Origin of the sequence: Streptomyces sp. B21-083 (genome assembly GCF_036898825.1) — a bacterium.
Lineage (GTDB): Bacteria > Actinomycetota > Actinomycetes > Streptomycetales > Streptomycetaceae > Streptomyces.
Genome location: NZ_JARUND010000002.1, coordinates 2778632 through 2800654, shown reverse-complemented (window position 1 = coordinate 2800654; position 22023 = coordinate 2778632). Strand labels below are relative to the sequence as shown.

At 67.0% G+C, this 22023-nt stretch carries 13 protein-coding genes and 1 pseudogene; 3 read left to right on the top strand and 11 right to left on the bottom strand.

Annotation, left to right across the window (positions count from 1 at the left end):
- Positions 1–25: 25 nt before the first annotated feature.
- The 3 genes from QA861_RS36555 (at position 26) to QA861_RS36545 (ending at position 2294) form a co-directional block, all read left to right on the top strand.
- Positions 26–1120 carry a hypothetical protein gene (locus QA861_RS36555; protein ID WP_334593028.1) on the top strand — a complete coding sequence of 365 codons (1095 nt, stop codon included), beginning with the start codon at positions 26–28 and terminating at the stop codon, positions 1118–1120.
- A gap of 143 nt (positions 1121–1263) precedes the next feature.
- A complete protein-coding gene (locus QA861_RS36550; RefSeq protein ID WP_334594957.1) occupies positions 1264–2103 on the top strand; it encodes a helix-turn-helix domain-containing protein in 840 nt (279 codons plus the stop codon).
- A complete protein-coding gene (locus tag QA861_RS36545) occupies positions 2100–2294 on the top strand; it encodes a DUF397 domain-containing protein (protein WP_334593027.1) in 195 nt (64 codons plus the stop codon). The genes QA861_RS36550 and QA861_RS36545 overlap by 4 nt, the downstream gene beginning before the upstream one ends.
- 25 nt (positions 2295–2319) lie before the next feature.
- Here QA861_RS36545 and QA861_RS36540 read toward each other — a convergent pair whose 3' ends face one another.
- From QA861_RS36540 to QA861_RS36495, 11 genes and pseudogenes are all read right to left on the bottom strand, one after another.
- Positions 2320–2997 (bottom strand): hypothetical protein, encoded by a 678-nt coding sequence (locus tag QA861_RS36540; protein ID WP_334593026.1) that lies wholly within the window; start codon positions 2995–2997, stop codon positions 2320–2322.
- On the bottom strand, positions 2994–4223 hold the full coding sequence (locus QA861_RS36535) for an AAA family ATPase (RefSeq protein ID WP_334593025.1): 1230 nt from the start codon (positions 4221–4223) through the stop codon (positions 2994–2996). Before QA861_RS36535 ends, QA861_RS36540 begins: the two co-directional genes overlap by 4 nt.
- 62 nt (positions 4224–4285) lie before the next feature.
- Positions 4286–4651, bottom strand: coding sequence for a hypothetical protein (locus tag QA861_RS36530; RefSeq protein ID WP_334593023.1), 366 nt, complete (start codon positions 4649–4651; stop codon positions 4286–4288).
- 827 nt (positions 4652–5478) lie between these two features.
- Positions 5479–6039, bottom strand: a complete 561-nt coding sequence (locus tag QA861_RS36525; protein ID WP_334593022.1) for a hypothetical protein — start codon at positions 6037–6039, stop codon at positions 5479–5481.
- A 98-nt stretch (positions 6040–6137) separates the two neighbouring features.
- Positions 6138–6614, bottom strand: a pseudogene (locus QA861_RS47275) (IS701 family transposase); the annotation flags it as partial.
- 285 nt (positions 6615–6899) lie between these two features.
- The gene (locus tag QA861_RS36520) at positions 6900–12149 is read right to left on the bottom strand and encodes a class I SAM-dependent DNA methyltransferase (RefSeq protein ID WP_334593020.1); all 5250 of its coding nucleotides are present in this window, start codon (positions 12147–12149) and stop codon (positions 6900–6902) included.
- Between the two features lie 52 nt (positions 12150–12201).
- The gene (locus QA861_RS36515) at positions 12202–15117 is read right to left on the bottom strand and encodes a DEAD/DEAH box helicase (protein ID WP_334593019.1); all 2916 of its coding nucleotides are present in this window, start codon (positions 15115–15117) and stop codon (positions 12202–12204) included.
- Between the two features lie 208 nt (positions 15118–15325).
- Positions 15326–16603, bottom strand: a complete 1278-nt coding sequence (locus QA861_RS36510) for a serine/threonine protein kinase (protein ID WP_334593017.1) — start codon at positions 16601–16603, stop codon at positions 15326–15328.
- A 165-nt stretch (positions 16604–16768) separates the two neighbouring features.
- A complete protein-coding gene (locus QA861_RS36505; RefSeq protein WP_334593016.1) occupies positions 16769–17032 on the bottom strand; it encodes a Txe/YoeB family addiction module toxin in 264 nt (87 codons plus the stop codon).
- Positions 17029–17301, bottom strand: coding sequence for a type II toxin-antitoxin system Phd/YefM family antitoxin (locus tag QA861_RS36500; protein WP_334593015.1), 273 nt, complete (start codon positions 17299–17301; stop codon positions 17029–17031). The genes QA861_RS36505 and QA861_RS36500 overlap by 4 nt, the downstream gene beginning before the upstream one ends.
- A 148-nt stretch (positions 17302–17449) precedes the next feature.
- Positions 17450–22018 carry a DUF6531 domain-containing protein gene (locus QA861_RS36495; protein ID WP_334593014.1) on the bottom strand — a complete coding sequence of 1523 codons (4569 nt, stop codon included), beginning with the start codon at positions 22016–22018 and terminating at the stop codon, positions 17450–17452.
- Between the last annotated feature and the right edge of the window lie 5 nt (positions 22019–22023).

Below are 22023 nucleotides of genomic sequence, written 5' to 3'. Positions count from 1 at the left end.
CACACAGGAAGAAATCCGCTTCCCAATGGCTGACCCGCAGTCTAACGCGGCCCTGCCCGCGTACCCATCGCTCGAGCACCCGCCGCCCGCGCCCCCGGAACTCCCACCGGACGCGCCCCGCGCCGGAGTTCTCCACGTACGACACCGCCACACCGAGCGCTATACGGTCGTCGGCAACCATCTCGCCCAGCACCCCCGCCTCTCCGCCACGGCGATCGGCATCGGCGTCCACAACCAGTCCCTCCCGGACGGCGCCTCGGTGACCATCAAGGCGCTGACCGTGCGCTTCCACGAGGGCGAGGTGACGATCGGCAGGGCGTTGCGCGAACTGGAGACGGCCGGATATCTCGTACGCCGCCGAGTACCGCTCGGGGCAGGCCGTATCGCCACGCGTACGTTCTTCCTCGATCATCCGGGGGCAGCCTTACGAGCCTCGGTGCGGGGCCATGGCTTGGGGGCCGTTGCCCCGGTCGCGTCACCTGTAACGGCGCCTGTGACGGCCCCTGTGGCGGCCTCCGTTGCGCACCCTGACGCGGCTCTTGTGACGGCCGGGGACGAGCCGGAGGTTCTGTCCGCACTGGCACCGGTCGCTGTTCCTGCGTCAGCGGAGGTCTCGCGGCCGGACTCGGCGCCGACGTCCGTACGTCCGAGGCGACCTGCCCCCGAACCTGTACCCGCACCCGTACCCGGACCAGTGCCCACTTGCCCGGCGGCCGACCTGCTCGCGCGTCTACGGCTCGCCGATGCACGGCTGTTGCTGTCCGAACGGGACGTCCAGCGGCTCCTGCCCGCCGTCGAGACCTGGCTGGCCCGTGCCGCGACGTCGGACCAGATCACCCACGCGCTCACCGCGAGCCTGCCGCCCGAGTCCGAGCCCATCCGCCACCCGGCGAGCCTCCTCGCATACCGCCTGACCACCTCCCTCCCGCCGTCCTTGCCGGTGACGACCTTCTCTACGGCGACGGCGACGACGACGTCCCGACCACCCCAACTGGTGCCGCTGGTCACCTGCGACGGCTGTGAACGCGCCTTCCGCACGCATGATCCACGCGCACGATGCCGGGATTGCAGGCAACGCCCCGGCCGCCCTGAGGTCGAAGCGGTCCACTCGGCTGCCTGAGCACTTGTTCCGGTGAACTTTCGGGGTTCGGCGGTGTGGTGAGAGCGTGCTTCCTAACGTGGGCATCGGTCGGTACGGGCGGTGGAGGTGAGCGGGCGGTGCGTGAACTGGTGCGAGAACCGGACGAAACCGGGGCTGCGGACATGGACTCTGACGTCGAGACGGATGCCTCGGGGCCACCTGAACCGGGGTCGGGCATCCTCCGGGTCTTCGGACGCCAGCTGAAACGGTTCCGGCTGCGGGCGGGTCTGGAACGCGCAGAGTTCGGGGCGCGGACCGGCTACTCGGCGTCCACGATCGCGGCGTTCGAACAGGGGAGACGGGTACCGCCGCCCCGGTTCATCGACGTGGCGGACGAGGTGCTGGACGCGGGCGGGGTCCTCCAGGAGATGAAGGAGGAGGTCGCGCGGGCGCAGTTCCCGGTGTTCTTCAGGGACGCGGCTCGGTTGGAGGCGGAGGCGGTTGAGCTGCATGTCTATGACACGCACGTGATCAACGGGCTCTTGCAGACAGAGGAGTATGCGCGGGCAGTCTTTACGATGCGGCGCCCACTCCTCGACGAGGAGACCATCGAGCAACGGGTAACTGCTCGGTTGCTCAGGCAGGAGATTTTCTCGCGATGGCCAGCTCCACTGATGAGTTTCGTCATCGAAGAAGGTGCGCTGCGCCGTCCCATCGGCGGAGCTGAAATCCATCGCGGGCAGTTGGAACAGATCCTGCTCACAGGGCAGAGCCGCAACGTCGAGATCCAGGTCATGCCGTTGCAGCGGGAGGATCATGCGGGGCTCGCGGGCCCGTTCACCCTGATCGAGACCGCGACGGGGCAGCGCATCGCGTACGCAGAGGTCCAGAAGAGCAGTTCCCTCTACACCGAGCGGACTCCCGTGCGGGAGCTTGAGGCGCAGTATGGAATCATCCGGGCTCAGGCTCTCACTCCACGGGAGTCGAAGGCCTTCGTCGAAGAGTTGCTGGGAGAGCTATGAAGGGCGTGACGGAGCTGACTTGGGTCAAGAGCACCTACAGCAGCGGTGAGGGTGGCCAGTGCGTCGAGGTGGCTGTCAGCTCTTACGCTGTCCATGTACGGGACTCCAAGGACACGGCCCGTCCTGGACTGGCTGTTGGCCCGGATGCCTGGACGATGTTCGTTGGGCACGCCGTAGACCAGATCGTCTGAGCTGCACGACAGGAACGTGAAGGGTTCACCTCCGACTGGGACTTGGGCCGGAGGCTGCGGACCACTGACCGAGTTCGTGGACGAAGTCCGTGTAGGAGCGGTTGGTACCGGTCGGGCCCGAGGCCAGTAGGCCTAACGACCGGGCCTGCTCAGCCACCTTGGGCCCGTCGCTCTCCCGGAAGGCTGGGGAACCGAGCCTGCGCTTCAGTTCTTCCTTCGGACTCTTGAGGTTTCCGGTGTCACGGCCCCGGATCTGTGCGGGAACCTTCCAGTTGGGCCGGACGGCAGGGAAGGCGTCCGGGAAGAGTAAGAGCCAGGCTTCCGACTCCCAAGCGGCAAGCGCCAGCGCTGAGTTGCAGGGGCTTTCGCGGGAGAGAGCCCCTGCGACGTTCGCGCGGATACGGGTGTACTCGGCCCCCGTGTAGCCGTCCAGGTCCTCGTGGATCACCAGGCCGACCAGAGGGCCCTTCGCCCGGAGCGCCCGGGCCTTCGCCTTGCCGATGATCGTGCGGATGCGGGCGGCGAGTTCGGGACCGGTGGCTGTCTTGAGCCTGGTCTTGTCGCTGATCTCGACGAGCCGGGCGTTGCCGAGGGCGGGGTGGTGCTGCTTGATGATCTCGGCGACGATCCGGCAGTCGTTGGAGTCCTCGCCGGCGAGGACGATGACACCGCGACCTTGCGGCCCACCGTTCCTGGCGGTCACAGCTCATCCCCGGTGAGGTCGCCTCCGAGCACGCCGGAGAACCACAACTCGCCGAGCGGCAGGTCTCCACTCTCCTCCACGATTGCGCTCACCTCGGTAGTGGTGATGGCGGGGATGAGGGAGGCGCCCTCGTCGTCCCGTTCGCAGATCACGATCTCCTCGGGTCGGAGCCGGTCCGTGAGAGCGGGGGAGTGGGTGGCGATGATGAACTGGGTGCGGTTGCTGGCTTCGCGCAATCGATTGACGATCAGTTGCAGCGCCTGGGGGTGGAGCCCGTGGTCGATTTCCTCGATGCAAGTGAGGGCCGGTAGGCCCGGGTCGTAGAGGAGGGCCAGGAGACCGAGGAGACGGACGGTTCCGTAGGAAGCGTCGGCAAGAGGGGTGACACGGCGCAGGCCGCGCTCGCGCAGCAGGAGCGTCACCTGCTCAGCTCCACCTCCCACACGAACGAACTCGATGTTGTCCAGTTGAGGAAGGACCGACTTGGCATCTTCGACGAGGTGTTCCCAGGCAGTGATGTCCTGGCTGAGCCATTCGAGAAACGCGGCCAGATTGTCAGCGTTGTGCGAGAGGTGGAACCAACCGCGATCGAGTCGGGCAGGTGCACGTGCCGCTTCGACATTCACGTCAAAGACGCGCAGTGAGGAGAGCTGCTTCGCCACCAGCGCGACTTCGGAACCGCCCTCCGTGCTCGCCAGCCTGGGCAGGGTGGAGAGGCCGCTACTGAGCCGTTGGATGCCGAACTCGCTGCTGTCCTCAAGTTCGGTGCTCGGCCGGGTGTCGACGACTGTGGCGCGCTCGCCCGAGACGCTGATTCGACGTCCGCGCCCCCTGGTCCGCTTGAACTGGAAACTCTCGCTGCGGGTAAGGCGGTATTGGCCGTTGTCCTTGCTGCTGGGGGCTGAGTAGCGCCGGACCTTCAAGTCGTACTCGTCGGGGGCGTTGGGACTGGAGTGGGTGGTCCAGGTTGCCTTGAGCCGGATACGGAGGGTCGTCGGCGGCTTAGGCCCGCCCCAGAACGCGACCTCGTCGAACCCGCCCCGCGTTTCGAGGGCGGGTTCGAGGTCGGTGCGGATGATGTCGGCGAGCAGATCGAAGACCTTGAGGACGTTCGACTTGCCGACGCCGTTCGCACCGACGAGGACCGTCAGGGGCCCCAACGGGATGGTCACGTCCCGCAGACTGCGGAAGTTCTCCACGTGCAGTTCGAGCAACTGTCCTGGCATGGACGGAACCTATCGAGAGGTGGGGGTACGGCGTAGCTGATGTTGGCGCGGGTCGCTGATGGTCAGGCATCCACTCCGACCTTGCGCCCACCATTGGGCCAGGCTCTAGACCCCCAAGTGGCAAGTGCCAAGGCCGAGTTGCTGGGGGCTCTCACAGAGGAGAGGGCTCTGGCGACGTTCACGCGGATACGGGCGTAGTGGGCGTCGGTGTACGCATCCAGGTTCTTTTGTACCACCAGGCCGATCAACGGGCCCGCCACACGGAGTGCCTTGCTCTTCGGCTTGCCGATGATCGTGCGGATGCGGGGCGGCAGGTCCGGGACCAGTAGCCGTTTTAGGCCATTCAGGCTCGGGTGGTGCTGTTTGATCACTCCGGCCGCATGCTGAGGGTCGTTGAAGGGAAAGCTCTGGGAGTTCTGGGTTGGCACTGGGAGTGCTATGGTTCACCCATTCGGCTGACGGATGGAGGGATGTTGACGTGGACGTCAGGCTCGGTGAGGCGGCGAGCATGCAGGTCTCCCTGCTAGCGCGGGCGTGGGGTGTAGATGCCGAGGGAGTTGTGCTTCGACTGCTGGATCACTTTCAGGCGGTCGGTTGTGAACGCTCTGTCGAAGCCATCAAACGCGGTGTAGTCGCTGTGCATGCGCGCTACGCAGGGCACAAGATTTGTGGTGAATTCAACCCTGAGTCACGGAGCCTTGTCATCTCTTCCGGGCTCGCGCAAGGGCGTTACAAGTCTCCGAGCGGGGCCGCGACTGCGGCAGTGAGGGCGTACAAGCCTGAGGCTGATCCTCATCGAAATGGCTGGACATTCTGGATCGTCGACGCAACGGGCGCACGGCTTCAGTCGCTGCGCGAGGAGTGTCCGACGGGGAAACTAGGAAAAGGAGAGCAGTGAGCGGGACTGGGAATTCTCAAGATGTCGATGGCGCCAACGGTGAGGGTCCCCATCTGGTAAGCCAGCATGCAGCCCTCGTTCTATTGATTGCCGCAGTAACCGGCTTGGTACTGGGAGGGCTTGCCTTTGCCTCCGAGCGTTCGTGGCCTGCAGCTCTGGCTGCGGGACTACTTGCCGGCGGGGCAGCGTTACCAGTAGCTCATCGACTTGTTGGCTGACAGTTGTTGTGCGTGGCTGCTCCCTACTACAGCCGTGACTCGTGATCTCGTCTGTCGCGGGTGGCGTAGTGGCAGTGGGGTGCGGTGGCCCAGACGAGCCGGTTGAGCAGGCGGCGGATCTCCTCTGCGGTGTAGCGGATCAGCTTTTCGACGCGGCCTGACGATGCCCCTTTTCGGCCTCGTCCAACAGAGCTGTCGGGGTGGGCAGTTGGTCGGGTTCTTCAGGGCGTGGGAGGTCGCGGCTGCGGGTGTCGGTGATGGTCAGGAAGGCCAGGGCGGCCATGGACAGGGTGATGTGGCGGTGCCAGGCGTCCCAGGTACGGACCTCGTAGTGGTCCAGTGCGCAGTCGGACTTCGCGGTCTCAAAACAGTCCTCGATGGACCAGCGCAGGCCCATCACCCGGACGATCTCGCCGATCGGGGTGCCAGCCCTGGCGTGGACGGCGAAATAGGCGATCTGAGTCGGATCGGCGATCGAGCGCCGCACCAGCAGCAGATGGAGGTAGCCGCGTCGAGGGCCGCCCTCGGCTCCGCCTGGCCAGGTCACCTCGGCCAGTGCCCAGTCGTAGGAACGCAGGCCCTTGGCCCCCGCCCCGCACGAGCGGCGCTCGAAGAGGAGCGGGACGGCGGCGGCGAACGCGTCCACCCGCAGGTTTCCGGTGCCGCGCGTGTGCACCGTCTCGTCCACGGGAACGGCCATGACATCCGGGATGCGGCGGCGCTCCAGAGCGGCGCGGATTTACGGTCCTGGCCATAGGCGCTGTCGGCGGCCACCCAGCCGAAGGGCACCTTCGCCCGCCGACACCGTTCGATCATGCGCCGGCCCAGTTCCGGTTTGGTCACCACCGCCTTCGCGCGCGCTCGGGGAATGTGCTGGGTGCGGCAGTGGCCGGCGTCGTCGCACCAGGCAGCGGGCAGATACAACTCACGGTCGATCAGCGCCCGCCCCGTGTCGGTGGCGTAGGCGCAGAACACCGCGACCTGGCAGTTCTCGATCTGGCTGGTGATACCGGCGTACTGCGGGGCCACCCCGGCCGACATCCGGCCCTTCTTCAGGAACGCCGTCTCGTCCAGCACCAGCACCCCATCCGGCCGGGCCGGGAACTGGACGACGAACGATGGCAGAGTGTCACGGAGTTGATCCGCGCACCAGGTCGAGCGGGCCAGGAACCACTGCACCCGGTCCGGACTCGGGTGCCCGACATGCCCGGCAATCTGCCACCCGTTCTTCCGTTCGACTGGCGCGATCAACGCCTTCACATACGCCATCGCCATCCGGCGTGGCTCGACCCGACCGAATACCCCCGCCAAAGAGGCGAAGAAGTCATCGAACCAGCCCGCCCAGACCTGCACCGCCCGCTCCGTACTCACAGGCAGGTCAACGCATCACACGGCTACCGGACACGGACACGAGTCACGGCTGTAGTACCTGGGCACTCGGTGTGGCAAATCACCGTGCCGTAGTCGTCCAACCGCATAGAGTCCGCAGTGCACGCCCTGCGGTGCGGGCGACCGCAGATGTTGGACCGATCATCGAGCGGACGATGGTCGGCTGCGGTGTCAGCCATCAACCTGCGACGCCAGACGCGTGGGTGGTGACCAGCGGCCGGCCCTGATCTCGGCATTTAGGCGGGCCTGGAAGTGGACATGCGCGGTGCGCATTTCGGCCTCGCGGTCGGCCTTGTAGAACGGGGCGGAGTACCCATCGGGAGGTGGTGCTGCACCAGTTCTTTCAAGATGGTCAAGGAGGGCTGGATAAGTTTCCTTGCTCTGGCCGTATCCGAAGGCGTACGGGTCGGCGGCGATCCGGCGCCCATGAGCGTCGAAGTACATCTGTGCTTCCCGGTCTGAAAGAACGGCGTACCGAGATTTGTAGATTGCAACAAGTTGATCGGCGCTGATACCGAGCCACACTGAGACGAGTGCGTCCAATTCGACGAGGGCAGCGCGGCGCTCATACTCGGTACGGAGCGGTGTGGCGTCACTCCATTCGGCGTTAAGTCGGGTTGCGAGTGTTGGAATATTGGGCCATTGGTGAGCCCATTTCTCATATTCGAGCCAGGCGGCTTGGAATAGTTCTCGCCATAGATCGCCATAGGCGCTAGTTAGGCAATTGAGTCGCAGTGTGCGTAGGAGGAGTGGGTGGGTTAGGGGGTGGCCTGGGGTCGGAGCGGGCATTCGGCGGGCCTCTGCAATTTGGAGGTCAGATCGGCCAGTGATGCGCAATAGGTAATCCATGGGCAGGGAAGCCCAGAAGCCCGCATTAAGTACGGTAAGGCGGTTGTCGGCCAGGGCCATGGAATTTACAGTATGGACGTGCGTTGGACCCGGCGGGATGATGGACGCAAAAAGACTACGTTCCGTGTTCTTGGGGTCAATCATTCGTCGCCAGGCCAGGCGATATCGCTCGCTATATGGATTATCTCCCCAGCGGTCTTGTGCCCTCTTATAGCGATCTCGATCGCAAGCACGGACGTATGTGGTACGAGGCACGCTATTTTTTGGCAAGCGGACGATGTCCCAAGCTGACCAATCTTTCGCGTTTCGCATAGGTGAGTTTGGCTGTTTAGCGAACGGTGTCGAGATCGCAAAATGTGTACCCTGGAGGATTACTTCTCCCCAATTTTCGGGAAGTCCTACTTCGTATCGAATAATTCCTTCCTGCTTGCTCCCGGATTCGTGGTAGCCAGCACTGATTAGAGGATTATCATCGGCAAGTCTTCTTGTTGCCCCGGCCAGGGAGGCGATTGCGCCTTGCTCGTCCGTGGTGATGGGATGCAAGAGTTGTGTTTGCTCGATCGGTCTTTTCGTGTCGCCGCCGAGTTTCTGCCATTCTGCGAGTAGCGGGGAGGTGACCCTTACGACACGCGAGCGATGGGGGCGCACGTCCCAGAAGCCGTTATGTTTCTGTGTCGGGATGCTGCCGCGACCGTCATGCCTGAGTGATTCTGGCAGCACCTGTGCGGAATGAAGTTGACTCAGAGTCAGAAAATCGATTTCAGGTTGAGATTGACTGTAGATGTGCAGGCCAAAAGATACTGTTCGGCCGATCTCGAAGGCCCAGTTGCCTGAATTTACAAATGTTGCATGAAGGCGCAAATGGTGATAGGTGGCAGCGCGAAGTTCACCTTCCCTCATGCCCTCTAGGTGCGTGTCAGGATGAATCAATCCGACTGTTCCGCGAATTCCAGTGTGCTCCCATACTTGACACATGAAGGAACGGTAGAGATTGGGCTGGGTGCCGCTAATGAGTGGGTAGATGGTCGGCGAGCTCAACATGCTGACTGTGCCGACGTTTTCCCCGAGTTCTGTCAGCAAATATGTGATGTTCTCTGGCGCTGCACCCAGTGCCTCTTCTTTTCGGAGGCGCCACTCTGTGACGCTAGGCTTCTCCGCCAGCATGAACCATGGCTCCAGCTCCGCTAGGACCACGTCCTCCTGCCATCGGGGTCTGAACCAAGGCGGATTCCCCACCTGCAAGTCATACCCACCCTCGGCAAACACCTGCGCAAAGTCCAGCTCCCAGTGGAAGAACCCCTGCGCCCGCGCCACATCCCCCGCCACCGAAGCCCAAGGAAACCGCAGCTCCAGCTGCTGGAAATGCTCCATGCCCATCAAATCCGGCAGCGCATCCTCATAAGGCTCCAGCTCCGCCAGCGACCCGAACTCCGCCACCAGTGAGTCCGCCGGCACATCCTCCGTGCCGATCAACGCCTCGGCGAACTCCAGCCAGTCGTCCAGCCCCGCCAGTGGAACCACCGCCCGCTTGCGCGCACCCCCGATGGCCTCCTTGCGACGCCCAGCCCGTCGGCGCTCCACCGAGGCCGCCGTCAGCTCGCCGCCCCCTGTGATCTCGCCGAACAAATCCTCCGTCTCCCAGGACATCAGCACGCCGGAGTCGTCCGACGCTCGCAGCCCCTCCGCCACGGCACCGGACGGGAGTTGGTCCAGCCCCCGCTCGTACACCGCCGCCGTACCGTCCAGCAAACCGGCCTCCTGGACCGGCCAGAACCACAGCGCGCACCACGCGTCCATCAGGGTCTTCAGGCGCCAGTACGGGGTGTCCGGTGCCGTCAGGTCGGCGACGACCTTCTCCCGTTGTACCGCGACCTCCGGTGAGCGCAGCCAGTCGCCTTCCGCGCCCCACACGTCGATCCGGCGCGAGATGTCGCGCTCGGAGATCTCCAGACGTCGTACGACCAGCTCCCACAGGAACTCGACCCGGCGTGCCGCAGCCTGAAGTCGCTCCGCCTGCTTGGCGGTTGGCGTGCGCGTGATCATCTTGCGCCAGTTGCCCAGTGTGCGTGCCGCCTCCGGGGCGAGTGCCTTCGCCTCCTTCTCGGCGGCGACCGCGCCCCACTCCTTCGCGGGGAGGAGGAAGTGGTGGACGGCGTTCTCCGTGACGCGCTGCACCGCCCCGCTCCGGGTCGTGCGCTCGGTCACCGTCGTCGGGAGGCCGTTCGCGGCCTCCGTCAACGGGAAGCGCTCGGGCGTGGTCCCCAGCCAGGCCGCCTTCTTCAGCTTCTCCGCCGGATACACCTCACGTCGGCCGCCGATCAGCGAGTTGCCGCGTCGCAGGTGCAGGCCGAACCAGGGGGCCTCCATGCCGGGGTGCATGGTGTTGAGCCAGAGGGACACCTCCGCCAGTTCCACGGCCGTCTCGTTGAGGTCGACGCCGTAGGAGTTGTGCAGGGCGACGTACGCCTTGGCCTTCTGGAGCTCGACCGCGTACTTCTCCGTGTCGATCGGCGTGCCCAGTTCCTCCTGGCGGCGCCGCAGGTACTCCGCCGCGACCTGGTTGATGGCCTCGTTGAGGAACGCGCCCGAGCCGAGCGCCGGCTCGCAGATCTTCCAGTCGAGCAGCTCGCGCGCCTCGGTCGTCGTACCGTCCTGATCCAGGCGGTGCTGGAGGGCCAGTTGCACCGTGACCTTGGTGAGGGACTCGGGGGTGTAGTACGAGGCGGAGGTCTGGCGGTCGCGGCCCGAGAGGCGGTAGACGAACGAGCCGGGAGTGTAGGTGACGCGGACGTCCTCTCCGGTCTCCTCGTCGCGGCGGTACACGAACACGTCGCGCGTGTAGTCGTCGATCTTCGACTTCGGGATCAGCCAGGAACCGTCCTTCGGATCGCCGCCCTTCGCGACCTCGTACAGATCCTCGTCGTCGGCCGCGATGAACCCGCTGTACGACATCAAGCCCTCGTACACGGCGCCGAGTTGGTTGATGCCGAGCTGGGCGTACGAGATGAAGCCGCCGCGTTCGCCCTTCTTGCCGCGCGTGATCATCAGCAGGCGCAGCACCTTGTAGAGGGTGGCGTTGCGCAGTCGGGTGTCCAGGGGGCGACCACCACCCCCGCCGTCGGTGTCGTCCTCGTCGGCGTCGTCGTGCGGGTGCGGGATCGCGCCCAGGCCGATCAGCCGGATCGACTCCGCCTCGAACAGTTTGGAGTGCAGTGGCTCGAAACGCAGGCCCACGTCCTCGCTGGCCCTGACGGTGTCCAGCTCGATGCCGTCGTCCGTCTCCACGGCTGCGGGGCCGTGCGTGCGGCGGGAACGGTATCCCTCCTGGACCTTGCGGAAGAGCAGGTCCAGTGACTCGTACAGATACGTGCCCTGCCGGGACTTCTCGTCGACGAGGTCGCGTTCGGCGATCAGTTCGCCGAGGCGGCCGAGGCCGTAGCCCTGCTGGTACTCGGGATAGTCGGAGGGCAGGATGCCCAGCTCGGGGCGGGCTTCCGCGTAGAGCAGGAACAGGACACGGTAGAGGTAGCGGAGCGATTCGCGGGTCAACTGCTTGCCGAGGTCGGGCAGTTCGCCGATGTCCTCGGGGCGTACGCCCTGGTCGCGCAACTGGGCCAGAACCTCGCTCGCGATCAGTTCGACGCTCAGCCGCAGACCGTCGCGCAGTTCGCTGGAGACGCCCACCGCGTGCTTGGTGGACTTGCCGACGAGTTCCGCGAGGGGGTTCTCGCCGCCCTCCTCCGGGGTGCGCAGCGAGTCCGCGCCGAACAGGGCGGCGATCGTGTCGAGTTCGCCGCCCGCCTTGGTGTCGTTGCGTTGCAGGGCCGCGTCCAGGGAGACCGCGAGATAGCGGCCCTCGCCCCACACCGTCCGGTCCGCGAGGACGACGACTCCGCCGACCAGCAGCAGCACGTAACGTGGCGCGTCCTCGCAGGCGAAGAGGAACGAGGCGAGCTTCGAGCCCGTGGGCACGGTGTTCTGTCCGCCCAGCGGTACCGGCTCCAGGAGGCGGCCGGGGCCCTCCGGGTCGAGGGCGGCGTCCGGTTCGGCGGCCCAGCCGCAGTCGACCGCGACCAAACCCTTCTCGGCGTGCGCCACCCGCACCTCGTACGGCTGGTCGGCGCGTGTGACCGTCATCGTGCGCGGCTTGGCGTCGTAGCCGAGGGCTCGCAGGACCTCGGCGTTCGTGGTGCGTACGCGCTCGGCCCAGGCGGGGGAGTCGTACGTCGCCGAGTCGTCCTCGGTGTCCTGGGCGGCCGTCGTGCCGTCCTCGTCCTCGGGCAGCGCGAAGGAGGAACGGGCCCGAAAGTAAGGGCGGCGCAGTTCGCGCAGGCCCGCGCGTGGGGTGACGGGGAGGGCATCGGCGTCCGGTTCACCCGACGTCGTTGCGGACGTTCCGTCGGCCGCTGCCGAAGTGGCCGCCGTGGCCGCCCGCTCGGCCTCCGCCCTCGCCTCGTCCTCACGCTGCTTCCAGGTGGCGAGCAGGCCCGACTTGAGGTCCTTGGGCAGCACTTCGGCGAGGTAGTGCGCCGAGAAGTAGTCTCCTCGGTTGACCAGGGAGTCGTACGTCATGTCCGGTCTCTTCTCAGGGAATCACAGGTCGGGAGGTCTGTCGGGCGTCGGCTCAGGCCGTGGACGGCGCCGGAGCGGAGGCCTCCGGGTCGGGGACCAGAACGGCGAGGACCCGCAGCAGGGGGCGGCCGGTGGTCAGCAGCGAGTCGGCGAGCGAGGCGAGCGACTTCTTCGTCCGCTCCCCGACGAGGGTGGGCTGCTCCCAGTCGCCCAGACGGGCCTTGTAGTCGTCGATCGGCTTGCGCAGCGGCTCGTTCCAGGCGTCGCGGTGCCGGTCGAGGAAGTGTTCGGCGGCGGCCAACGCGAGGGGAATGCCGGCCTCCAGCGCGGTCGCCGGTTCACTGTGGCGCATCGGGTTCGCCATGGTCGGTCCGACCCCGGAGCGGCGCAGCAGCCCCACCATGTCGTCCTCGACGGTGCCGCCCCGCGTCACGCCCATCCACTTGACGACGGTAGGACGTCCCAGCGCGTTGGAGTAGACGCCCTGCACGAGGTACGTGGGCTCGGGCACGTCGGCCGTGATGATCGGGGCCTCCTGGCGGCCAAGGCGGACCAGGACCTTGTCCGTCAGCCACTCCACCACCGGATGCAGATCCGTGAGCAGGGAGATCTCCGGCCAGCTGGACGTGGACGACTCGCGGGCCCGCTTCAGCGAGTGCTCGGCGAGCCGACGGTTGAAGGTCACCAACAGCCGCTCGCGCAGGCGCTGTTCGCGTACGTAGTCCAGCGGGAGCGCCTTGAGACGGTGTACCAGGTCGGTGGGCGGGCGGAAGGACAGCAGGCCCGACTCGGTGTCCCGGTGCAGGTCCAGGCTGGTGGTCGCGTCGGGGAACACCTCGCGCAGTGCCTCGTCGAGGAACTCGGCGGTGGAGGTGAAGAGGCGCGGCACCGCCGCGTCGCCCGGCTCCGTGGAGCCGGGGTCGGCCCCGGCGCCTCCCAGTGCGGTTGCCGCGGCACCGTCCTCGGCCGACGGTTCAGGATCACCCACCGAACCGAAGAAGTCCGCCAGGAAGTCGTCCATGGCCGAGTCCGCCTCCGCCTCCGCCCGGCGCGAGTCCAGGGACTCGTCCACCGTACGGCCGCGCAGCAGATCCTGGATGAGGGACTTCTCCTCGGCCTCCGCCCGGTACAGACCCGTCACCGCCTCTGCCGAACCCAGCTTGTCGTGCGCCTCCGCCTCGCGGTCCAGCAGCCGCTCAGCGACCACCGTGTCGTCCTTCGCGCCCTCGACCTCGCTGGTAAGAATGAGCGCGCCGAACTGCGGCTCGAGGGACTGGCCGTAGCGGTCGATACGGCCGTTGCGCTGCTCGATCCTGATCAGCGACCACGGCACGTCGTAGTGGACGAGGTGGTGGCACTGGCGGTGAAGGTTGACGCCCTCGGACGCCACATCGCCGGTCAGCAGGATGCGTACGGGCGCGTCCGCCAGGCCGAAGTCCTCCACGCACTGCATCTGCTGCTCGTCCGACAGACCGCCGTGCATCACCCGCGTCGACTCCTCGGCCGCCCTGCCCCGGAACCCGAGCGCGGCCGGAAGCACCGTACGCAGCCACTCCAGCGTCTGCACCCGCTCGGAGAAGACCACGACGCGGGCGGTGGACTTGGGGCCGACCTTGATCGTCTCCCGTAGGTGCTCGACCAGCTTCGCGAACTTCGCGGAGTCCGCCTCGGTCATCCGCGCGGCCAGCTCCTGAAGCGTGCGCAGCGCGGCGAGTTCGGCGCGGGTCGCCGTCGGGTCGTCCTTCTTCTCCAGCGTCTTGATACGCGCGGCCACCGTCGACTTCAGAGCGGCGTGCGAGGACAGGAACGACTTCAACAGCGTGTACGGGAAAAGCGGCACGCCGCTCACCGAGGTGCCGCCATCGCCGGGCAGCCAGACCGCCGCCAGCTCCTCGAAGATCTTCTCCTCGGCGGGCGTGGCCGGGCACCGCAGCGATTCGGAGGGGCCCCGGTCCGCCCACTGGCCCTTCATCTGCTCGCGGACCTCGGGACTGGCCTTCGTACGACGGATGAAGAGGTGCTCGATGTCCTGCGCTCGGTAGTGCTCCGGATCGCGGATCGCCGCCGGGTCGAGGAGACCGATCAGCTCCGCGAACGACTTCGCGTCACCGTTGTGCGGGGTCGCCGAGGCCAGGATCAGGGCGTCCGTGCGCGGGGCGAGGATCTGCGCGAGCTGGTTGCGCAGGGAACCGCGGTTGATCAGGTTGTGCGACTCGTCGATGACGACCGCGTCCCAGTTGATGCGCTCCAGGTGGTGCTTGTACTGGTCCGTGTTCTTCAGGGTGTCGATGGAGACGATGACCCGCTTGAAGTACGTGAACGGGTTGCGGCCCGCCGGGATCTCCCGCTGGATCCGCTCGATACCGAAAGAGTCCAGCCGTACGAGAGGGATCGCGAACCGGGTCCACAGCTCGTGCTGGAACTGCTCCAGGACGTGCTGCGGGGTGACCACCAGAATCCGCTCGCCCCGCCCGCGCCGGATCAACTCGGCCAGCGTCAGACCGATCTCCAGGGTCTTGCCCAGCCCTACCACGTCGGCGATCAGCAGCCGCGGGCGCAGGTTGCGGCCCGACAGGGCCAGCTCGGCGGGGCGGCGCTGGTAGGGCAGGGGATCGAGGAGGAACGAGTCGGCGAGGGCCAGCCGGCGCTCGGACTGCGGGAGCGCGGTCTTACGCAGGACCGCCTCAAGGAAGAGACGGGAGCGGCGGAAGTTGGACGTCTCGTCCGGGACCAGCTCCGTACGGCGGGGATCGATCAGCTCGATCGTGTCCAGGCCCGTGAAGAACACGGCCTCCTGGTCCCGTACGAAGTCGGACACGCCCACGACGTCGACCTTCGCGCCGTCGTGCTCGGTGCGCACGGAGTTCCGCACGAGCCACACCTCGTCGCGCACGAAGACCTGCGCGCCTGCCGGAAACTGGTCCTCCCCGAAACCCACCGGTGCGGTGCTGCTCTGCTGGGCGGTCACCCGCTGCCTCCCGTGTCCGTCGTGCTGTGCTGTTGTCGCGGTCGCCGCCCCGCTCGGGCAGACCTGTCGCTCACGCTGTTGTACCGCTCCACTGTGCCGTATGGGAGGCGAAGCGCGTGAACCACCCTCACCAGGGCAGACCCGCAGATCAACGGTGCGCGGTGGGCGTGTGTCGGGGAGGCACCTGGAGCGGCGCGGGGATGGTCGGTCAGAACGCGGCGCGAGCCGCGTAGGCCTCGCGCAGTTGCTGGGCGGTGCGGCGTGCCTGGGCGGAATGGCGCAGGGAACGAGCCGGGGGCCGACCGGAGAGGTGGGGCCGCTGTGGCACGTTCAGCCCTTCCTGCTGGTCCTCTGTGCTCTGAGGCACGGGCACCGGGGTGGTGGCCGCCGGTTGAGCGGGAGGCTCGGGCCGCGGTGCACGCTGTGGTGCGGTGAGGAACATGGTGGGCCGGGTATCCGAAGCGGGCTCGTCCGTGCTCACGGGTTCGGTCGGCTGTTCAGCGTGGACAGGCGTGGTTGCCGGATCGGAATCGGATACGACGGGGACGGGAGGAGAGGTCGTGTTTTCCGACACCGGCACGGACAGCAGCGTCGGGAAATCCTGGGGCGGCGCGGCCGTGTAGGTGGTGAGACGCCGACGTGCCTGGGCGAGCTTCAGTCCCTGCGCCTCGACCAGGCCACGGCACTGCTGGACGACCTCGGTGATCGTGGGCCGGTCCTGGGCGTGGTGGGACAGCATGGCCGTCAGGAGGGGAAGCAGCTCGGGGGGCGCTCCCGTCAGATCGGGTGCGGTCGCCGGATCGGTCACCATGTGGAACAGCACGTGGATGTTGTTCGCGTGGTACGGCAAGTGACCTGTCGCGGCGAACAGCAGAACCGTACCGAGTGCGTACACGTCGACGGCGCTCGTCAGTGGCTTCACACCGTTGGCCTGCTCGGGCGGCATGCACGACGGGGTGCCTACGACCGTGTTGGCGGCAGTGAGGGAGGCACTCGACTCGGCGAAGACAGCGAGGCCGAAGTCGATGATCTTGGGACCGTTCGGGCCGAGCAGGATGTTCGCGGGCTTCAGGTCCCGGTGCAGCAGTCCCTGCTTGTGCACATATCCCAGGCCCTCGGCGAGGGTAGCGCCGAGCGAAAGGACCAGGAGGGCGGGCAGCGGGCCGTGCGTCACCACATGCTTGCCGAGGTCCGGTCCCTCCACGTACTCGGTGGCCAGCCAGGGCTGTTCCGCGTCCGCGTCCGCGTCGAGGAGCTGCGCGATCCGCGCACCCCAGACAGTCTTCAGGATCTCGATCTCCTGCGCGAAGCGCAGTCGAGTGGTCGAGTCGACGACCGATGGCTTGATGATTTTCACCGCGGCCGGCTCACCCCCTGGAGACTCGCCCAGATACACCTGTCCCATGCCGCCCTGGCCAACGCGGCCCAACAGCTCGAAGCCGCCGATCTGTGCCGGATCTTCGGGGCTGAGCGGCGTCGTCTGCACGTCTGTCCTTCGGTCGGGTCCACGGGACGGGAACTGTCGAAGAGGTTTTGCAACAAGCTAGTTGATCCGTGACGCCGTGCGTTTTCAGGGCGACCTTGGCAGTGTCTGGACACTTCCACGGCCGCCGGCCCATGCGGGGTCGCCGATGTCATTTCACAGCCGACGTCAGTCCGAGCAGTGGTACCGAGCCTTGAGGATCTTGACCTGTTTGTCGTCGGCTCGATAGACGAGGCGGTGTTCGTCGTCGATGCGTCGCGACCAGTAGCCGGAGAGGTTGCCCTTGAGCGGTTCGGGCTTGCCGATGCCGTTGAACGGGTCGCGTTGGATTTCGCCGATGAGGCGGACGATGCGGCGCACCATCTTGCGGTCGGTCTCCAGCCAGTGCTGGAAGTCGTCCCAGGCGGCCGGGTCGAAGTTGACGTCCCTCACTCGTCACCGGCCAGTTCCTGGAGCTCCTCCAGCGTCTTCGTGACCCCTGTCTGGCCTGCACGGTCGCGAGCTACGGCTTCCATGAGGCGGCGGGCGTTCGCCGGGGAGCGCAGGAGGTAGATGGTCTCCTGCCAGGCGTCGTAGTCCTCCGCGGACATGAGTACGGCGTCGCCGTTCTTGGAGTGGATGCGTACGGGTGCGTGGTCGTCGTTGACCTTCTTGATCAGGGGGAAAAGGTCTCTGCGTGCCTCGCTCGCGGTGAGGGCCATGACGCACATCCTTTGTCGGGCCGGTACCAAATATCGTACTGGAATGGTACGGAAACCCGTACCGAAATGACTCAAGATCCCGTTCCTTGGCGCTGGCAGTGTCAGGCCACCTATGGGGTCCCTCGGGTAGGGAGTGATCCCACACCACTCACACCGGATAAGCCGTATGAATATTGCCGTCCCGGATGACGACCTCGACCACGCTCGTCTCCCGCCCGCTGCCGTTGATGCCGACCGGGTCGCCGTAGTCGAAGCGGTGGAGGTGGGTGTTCTGGCCCGCTCGGGCCCGGGGGTGGGGAATGGCCGGGGTTCCGTCGACGCCTTCCATGAGGCGTCGGCCCAGGACGAAGTCGTCGCCGTCCCAGAGGAAGTCGTCGTAGAACTCGCCGGGCAGGGAAGGTTCCGGGCCTGTGGGGTCCGCTCCTTCGCGTACGCGGTCCTGGGCACCGGGGCCGTGCTGGCCCTCGATGTGGGTTTCGCGATCCGTGCTGATTCCGTGGTTGCTGCCCTCGCAGCTGACCAGGCCCAGGGGGTCGATGAAGCGGAGTGGGTTGGTGACGTACGCGTGGTGATTCGGGGCGGGGGCCAGGCCCAGGGGGTCGGGGCTGAGGTAGCGGGCGTTCTCGGGGTCGTAGTAGCGCCGGAAGTTGTAGCGCAGGCCCGTCTCGGCGTCGAGGTACTGGCCCGGGAAACGGAGCGGGCAGTCGATCGGGTCGTTGTTCGGGGCGTCCGGTCGGCCGTCGAAGGGCGTGCCCCACAGGGTGGTTCGGGCACGCCAGGTGATCCGGCCCCCCTCGTCGACCAACTCGGTGGGCGTTCCGACCAGGTCGGTGACTATGGCGTAGAAGCGGCGGTCGACCTCGTCCTGGTCGGTCCGGTTCTGGTCGAGTTGCAGCAATGCGCGGTTGGTACCGGGGGCCCACTCCCAGCTTCGCGTGGGGCCGTTGCCTCGGCCGTCGCTCTGTTCCGCGAGGTGTGAGCCGTCCCAGGTGAAGACGGTCTCCTCGATCACCCGGCCGTCGTCGGAGAGGAGTCGCTTGGCGACGCGTCGGCCCAGACCGTCGTAGACGTACGTCCAGCGGCGTCCGTCCGGGGTGGTGACCTGGGTGAGGCGGTCCTCGGCGTCCCATGTGTACGTCCACTCCCGCGCGCCTCCGGACAGCAGTTTGCGCGACTGCCGGACGAGGCGCCCTTGTGCGTCGTGGACGTAGGTGATGTGGCCGGCTCGGCGTACGAGAGTGCCGTCGTGGACGCGCTCTCCCCGCAGGCCCTCGGGTGTGTCGGCCCGGCTGACGTTGCCCGCCGCGTCGTAGGCGTAGCGCTCCGACCAGTCGTTGGCGGTGACCGTCTCCACCCTGCCCAGACGGTCGTGGGTGAAGCGGCGCGTGCCGTAGGTCTGGTCCTCGACGACGGTCATGCCGCCGTCCTGCCCGTATGTGTACGAGCGATGCAGCAGTGGTTCACCGGACAAACCTGCGTCGTGGGCGGACTGGCCGGTGACCGTCTGGCTGGTCAGGCGGTGGCCCGCGTCCCACTCCTGGGACAGCACGGCCGTCCCGCCGAGCCGCCGCTCGGTCTCGTGGCCGGAGAGCCCGTACCCGAAGGACAGCGCGCTGCCCGCGAGTCGGACCTGCGCCGGGCGGTTGTTCGCATCCCAGTCCCACCTGCTGACGGTGCCCGACGGCGTGCGTCGCTCCACTCGTCGGCCGAGGATGTCGTACGTCATGTGCAGAGCGCGGCCGTCGCAATCCTCGGTGACGACACGGCCGACCGCGTCCCTGGTGAAGGTGAGAACCGTGTATGGGGTGGTCGCCCCGACCAGACGGCCTGCGGCGTCGTGCGTGAAGGTCATGACCGCGTCGGCTGAGTGCCGCTCGACGACCCGGCCGCAGGCGTCGCGCACGTAGGTGGTGATGTCGCCGGCGCCGTTGACGCGCCTGGTCAGTCGGCCCGCCGCGTCGTAGGAGTAGGTGACCGTACGGCCGTTGAAGTCGGTTTCGCTCACGAGGCGGCCCGCCGGGTCGTATGTGTACGACCACACCGCGCCCGACGCACTTGTCACGGCAGTGAGGCGGAGTTCGGTGTCGTACGTGAACAGCACTGTCGAGCCGTCCGCGTCCGTGCGCGCGGTGGGCCGGTCGAAGTGGGTGAAGGCGTGGGTGACGCTTCGGCCGTCGGGGCCGGTGTAGCGGACGGTGTTGCCCTCGCCGTCGTACGTCCAGTTCTCGCTGCTTCCGTCGGGCAGGACCCGCTCGGCGGGACGGCCCTCCACGGTCCAGACCGTGCGCGTCCTCGCACCGGTGGCGTCGACCGTCTCGACGATGCGCCCGAAGGCGTCGCGCACGACTCGTGTGGTGCCGCCCAGCGGCGCCGTGGTGGAGTCGGGCAGACCCAGCGGGCCCGGCTCGGCCAGGTGCGCAGCTCCCAGGGCGTTGGTGACGGACAGGAGGCCGCCTGACGGGTCGTAGGCGAACCTGGTGACCGCCCCGTCGGGGGCCACCGTCTCCGTCGGGCGGCCCTGCTCGTCGTACGCGTACCCGCGGCGGCCGCCGGTCGGCAGGGTGATCGTCAGCGGCCGGTCGAAGGCGTCGTACTCGGCGGTGGTGGCCGTGCCGTCGGGCCGGACCACCGAGGTGCGGTTGCCGCGCTCGTCGTAGGTGAAGCGGGATGTGTGGCCGAGCGGGTCCGTACGGGAGAGCAGCCGGTTGTACGGGTCCCACTCGGCGTATGTCGTGTTGCCGAGGGGGTCGGTCTGGGCGACCAGCTGACGGCGTTCGTTGTGCCGGTAGGTGGTGGTGTGGCCCAGGGAGTCGGTGTAGCGCGTCTCGCGGCTCTCCTGGTCGTAGTCGATGGAGCAGGAGAGGTACCCGTCGGAGCCTTCGCCTCGTATACAGCGGTCCTGGTCGTCGTAGGTGAAGCGGTACCAGGAACCGTTGCGGTCGGTCCAGGACGTGATGCGTGCCCGCTCGTCGTAGGTGAGCCGGAGCGGAAGGCCGCTGGAGTTGTGGATCTCGGTGAGGTGCCCGTCGGCGCTGTATCCGTAGCGCAGCAGTGTCGTGCCGTCGGGCCCGTCCTCCTCGTTGCGCAGCCGCAGCCCGACGACTCGGCCGTCCTCGGTGTCGATGTGCAGATGGCGGCCGGCGGAGTCGCGGACGGCGGTGGGACAGCCGGTCTCGTCCCGGTCGAAGTCGATGCGTCGTCCGCTGCGGTCGGTCAGTGCGGCCAACGTTAGGACGAACGTGTCATGGACGGCTGTGGTGCTGCCGAGCGGGGCGAAGTGCCGGGTGTGGCCCGTGGCGGGGTCGGTGACGCGGATGGGGGCACCGGGCTCGCCGTCCCAGTCCAGCGGCCAGCGCGGACCCTCGAGTGGCAGGACCGAGGTGCCCGGTGTGGGGACTGGGTAGGTGAGGATCATGCCGTCGTCGGTCGCGAACACGGCGCCGTCGCTGTCCAGTTCGAGGCGCTCGTCGAGCGTGGAGGCCCAGGACGGGCCGAACCAGTGCCCCCACTGGCAGGTCGAGAGATGCGTACGCCGCAGAACGAGGGGGAGGAGGCCGGGAAGCTCGACGTCGGTGTCCTCCATGAGCATTTCGCCGGAGACCATGTCGACCGGGTCGCCGTTCTTGCAGCGCGTCTTCGCGGACTTGCTCGCGCCCACCGCGTCGTCCGCTCCCCGGCGCAGCCCGCCCCTCAGCGCCTTGGCCATGCCCTTGAGCCCGGTCTTGCCGAGGCCTTTCATACCCTTGGCCAGTTTGCCGAGGGACGTGATGCCCTTGCCGCCGGGTATGCAGTCGAGGGCGGCGAAGCCCACGTCCCAGAGGGAGGCTTGGCCTTTCGAGTATTTGTAGAGGGTGTCGGCGAGGACGACGAGCGCGGCGATCAGGACGATCGCGCCCAGGATCGGCCCACCGATGATCATCGCGACGACGCCGACGACGCCCTTGCACACCGCGACGATGGTGTCCCAGTTGTCGGAGACCCAGTCGCCGATCTCCTCGTACCAACTGCGGTTCTGGATACCGGCGTCGGAAGCCTCGTCGAGTTTCCGTTTGGCCTCCCTGGCCGCCTCCTCGCGCATCTGGCGCGCGTCCTCGGCCATCTTCTTCGCCGTGTCCAGAGCACTGGAGGCCGAAGTGACGTCAGCCTGGGCCGATTTCTGCGCCGACTCGGCGTTCTGCGCATCCCGGGTCGCGGCCCGCACCTTCGCTTCGTCGGGCTTGTCGACGTCCTTCCCTCCGGTCGGATCGTCCTTGTACTTGTCGGCCTCCTTGGCGGCCCGACCCACCCACGAATCGGCTGACGACAGAAGGGACTTGGCGGACGAAAGATCGGCCTGTGCCTCCCGGCCCTTGGCGAGTGCCCTGTCCGCGAGCGCCTGAGCTCGCTCAAGCTGCGGCCAGTACGCCGCGAGCGCGTCCCCGGCCAGGTCGTAGGACTTCTTCAGCTTCTTCAGGTTCTTCGGAACGCTGGAGAACTCGTCCCGGAACACATCGGCGGTCTTGCCCACCGACGTCAGAATGGCGTCTTCGCCTGCCATTCTCTTCACCAGCCGCAGCGCTTCCGAGACGTCGTCGGCGAAGTCGTGCAGGGTCCTCGCCAGAGACCGCACCCGGGTCGGGTCGCCCGGCGTCGGGTCCTTGTCCAGATCAAGAACGTGCCAGTCCGACGGCCGATATCCCACGTTCGTCCCCCGTCGCACGGCTTCACTCAAGTTCACTCAAG

Bases quoted from the DNA above. Each gene is read 5' to 3' on its own strand.
- QA861_RS36525 (WP_334593022.1), bottom strand. From the start codon at position 6,039: ATGGCCGTTCCCGTGGACGAGACGGTGCACACGCGCGGCACCGGAAAC.
- QA861_RS36535 (WP_334593025.1), bottom strand. From the start codon at position 4,223: ATGCCAGGACAGTTGCTCGAACTGCACGTGGAGAACTTCCGCAGTCTG.
- QA861_RS36550 (WP_334594957.1), top strand. From the start codon at position 1,264: ATGGACTCTGACGTCGAGACGGATGCCTCGGGGCCACCTGAACCGGGG.
- QA861_RS36555 (WP_334593028.1), top strand. From the start codon at position 26: ATGGCTGACCCGCAGTCTAACGCGGCCCTGCCCGCGTACCCATCGCTC.
- QA861_RS36545 (WP_334593027.1), top strand. From the start codon at position 2,100: ATGAAGGGCGTGACGGAGCTGACTTGGGTCAAGAGCACCTACAGCAGC.
- QA861_RS36500 (WP_334593015.1), bottom strand. From the start codon at position 17,301: ATGGCCCTCACCGCGAGCGAGGCACGCAGAGACCTTTTCCCCCTGATC.
- QA861_RS36520 (WP_334593020.1), bottom strand. From the start codon at position 12,149: ATGACGTACGACTCCCTGGTCAACCGAGGAGACTACTTCTCGGCGCAC.